Below are 697 nucleotides of genomic sequence, written 5' to 3'. Positions count from 1 at the left end.
GCGCAAATTTTGAACGATGAAATATTTGTCAGAAACGGACAGTTCTCAAAAAAGGCGGGGATTAGCTTTACGTAATTGAAAAAACTCGGAAGCGTTTCGCATCCGAGTATGGGTGTTCTTTATGGTGAGACGTATGCATCAAGAAATGCATCGAAGGGTACGTTATCAGCTTGCTTAATGTTTTGAGCATCTTGATGACTTTGCTTCGCAGTCGATTCAAGTTCGGATAACTTTTGCTCATTGATGCTGGATGCTAATAGTTGAGATTTATGCTCAGATGATAAGGCGGTGCAGAGCTCAAGCCACGAAGCAGACTTTGACTGCATATCTGCAAGAACCTTAGCAGAAGGGCATAAGGCACTGTCCTTCACTTTAGCTTGCTGTGCCTTTATAGCGGACTTAAGCGCTGCAGCGTCTTGTTTATTTAGCGCAGAAGACACCTGCTCAATGTTTGCTAGTAATGATGTTGCCCACTCTTTCAAGTCACGCGCTTGATCATTTTGGTTCAGTGAAAGGTTTGGCTTTCGACCTTCATTGGTCACTAAAGTGAAGTTCCGCTCAAGTTCTTCACACGCTTCTGCGCTCAAGAATGGAGAGTCTTGGAGTAGGCAAAACAGAAGAAAACCATCCATAAAAGTAACTTGCTGTTTGTCGATACCTAAAGGTAGGTAGGGGTTTAGATCAAGACAGCGAACTT

1 pseudogene is annotated in these 697 nt (G+C 43.3%); it reads right to left on the bottom strand.

Features of this window, described 5'->3' with window-relative positions:
* Window positions 1-119 precede the first annotated feature (119 nt).
* A pseudogene (locus A3739_RS03850) lies at window positions 120-697 on the bottom strand (hypothetical protein); the annotation flags it as partial.

This window comes from Oleiphilus sp. HI0067, from assembly GCF_001635735.1.
This window is presented reverse-complemented; position numbering and strand designations above follow the sequence as displayed.